This window comes from Dolichospermum sp. LEGE 00246 (assembly GCF_015207865.1).
Classification (GTDB): Bacteria; Cyanobacteriota; Cyanobacteriia; order Cyanobacteriales; family Nostocaceae; genus Dolichospermum; species Dolichospermum heterosporum.
The window spans coordinates 1-2,085 of record NZ_JADEWA010000656.1; the positions used below are offsets into that span (position 1 = coordinate 1).

2 protein-coding genes are annotated in these 2,085 nt (G+C 38.0%); both read right to left on the minus strand.

The annotated features are described in order from the left end of the window. Positions 1–64 precede the first annotated feature (64 nt). Positions 65–1,021 (minus strand): alcohol dehydrogenase catalytic domain-containing protein, encoded by a 957-nt coding sequence (locus tag IQ228_RS25180; RefSeq protein WP_027402626.1) that lies wholly within the window; start codon positions 1,019–1,021, stop codon positions 65–67. Between the two features lie 132 nt (positions 1,022–1,153). Then, a complete protein-coding gene (locus tag IQ228_RS25185; protein ID WP_027402627.1) occupies positions 1,154–1,984 on the minus strand; it encodes an inositol monophosphatase family protein in 831 nt (276 codons plus the stop codon). Positions 1,985–2,085 lie beyond the last annotated feature (101 nt).

The following is a 2,085-nucleotide window of genomic DNA, read 5'->3' on the forward strand; positions in this document are numbered from 1 at the left end:
GGGTTGGGGGTGGGGTTCTTGTTCCGGGTTTGATGACAATTTGCTGTAATTCTATTAATCCTGATTACGAACTCATTTCCAATAACACTTTTAAAACCCCCTTAGTTTTAGCTTTTTCAAAAGCTTCTAAACCTTGAGAAAGAGGGTAAGAACTATCAATTAAATATTGGACATCTACCTTTCCCGTCGCCAACAATTCTAACGCCGGAACAAAAGGACCACAACGAGAACCAATCAGGGTAATTTCATCTACTACTAACGAGGAAGCATCTAAACTAAGATTTCCCGCATAAGTGCTTTTTAAGATTAATGTCCCACGAGGACGTAAAGCCCGACGAGCAATATTAAAGCCTTCAGGATTTCCGGTACAATCAACAGAGATATCAAAATATCTATCGGTGACACTATCAGCTAAACCTGTTTTAATTCCTTTTCCTGCTAAATTTATTAATTTGTCTTCGTGTCTTCCGACTACCAATAATTCACAACCAGTTAAGGCTAAAGTTTGGGCTATTAGTTGTCCTAGCTTACCATCTCCAACCACTAATACTCGGTCATCCTTAGATATTTGTATTTGTTGTTGAATTTCCAATGCTGCGGCTATGGGTTCAGTAAAAGTTGCTGCTGCTGTAGATACATTTTCGGGGACAAGATGCAAATTCTCAATAGGTAGAGATAGATATTCTGCAAATGCACCATTACGGTTAACAATTCCTAAAACCGTGCGATTTTCGCAATGTGTTGGTTGTCCGCAACGACAAAAACGACAATTACCACAAGCGGCGTTAATTTCACCAACGACTCTTTGATTAATTAACTGTTTAGGACCTTGTTCGACAATACCAACAAATTCATGACCGATAATGCCAGTATAGGGGTAATAACCTTTAATTAATTCTAGGTCAGTATTACAAATTCCTGCTCGCAAAACCCGCACCAAAGCCTCTCCTGGTGGTGGTTCAGGGATAGGAATATTGGTGCGTAATTCTAGTTGATTATTTTCTAACCAAAGTCCTTTCATAATTTTGTCAGTTGTCAGTTGTTATACTTGAGAAGGTAATAACTTGCGTTTTTACATCCATATATCCCCTTTACGCAAAAGCTCAATTTATTCCCTTGCGGAGTATAATTATTCGGTTTTAATTATTAGTTATTAAAATTTTACATTTTCTAGAAATGGTGTAAATATCGGAACTATATCGGAATTACTCACAACCATCGTAGGAAAAGAGCGATCGCTATAATCTACTCCCGGCGATAATGGAAAAGACTCAGAATTGAGCGGTACCCACGTCCCACCCGCAGCTTGCACAATTACCCAAGCACCTGCAATATCCCATACCTTTGGTGTGGCTTCAATTCCTCCCAAAACCGCACCAGTGGCGACTGAAAGAAAATTATAACTAGCAACTCCTAACATCCGAATTTTACAGGGAAAACCTGGTTGAATAATGTCGGTACTGCGAGAACAAAGGTTAAAAAAGTGGTTTTTGCTGGGAGCATCTTTACTGGTATGAATGGGATGATTATTTAAAAATGCTCCCGTTGGCGTTGTTAAGCCCGATGAACCCGCCCAAAATCCATGAAAGACTTGATTTAATGGTGGTACGTAAACATAACCAAAAATGGGAGTTCCACGATAAAGTAAGCCCAAGGAAATAGACCAAATCGGAATTCCTCTGGTAAAATTTGTTGTCCCATCCAAAGGATCAATAACCCAACACCATTCTGTATTCGGAAAAGTTTGACCTGCTTGCAGCATATCTTCACTATCACTTTCTTCGCTCAAAATGCCGTAACCAGAAAAGGTAGAAACAATTGCATCTCGAATTTCTTGATCTGCCCATTTATCAGATTTTGTGACTAAGCTACCATCAGATTTTTGTGAAGCTTGAACTTTGCCAAAATCCTGCATTAATTGTTTTCCTACTCTAGTAGTAGTAGTTTCCGCAAAGTCTAAAATCGTATTCCAAAAATCATTCATTTGATTAATTATCAGTTGTTAGTTGTCAATTATTAAATAATTTTATCATAGATGGATTCATAGAAAATTCAGTACAAAGTAAAAATCTGTATTTATTCAAC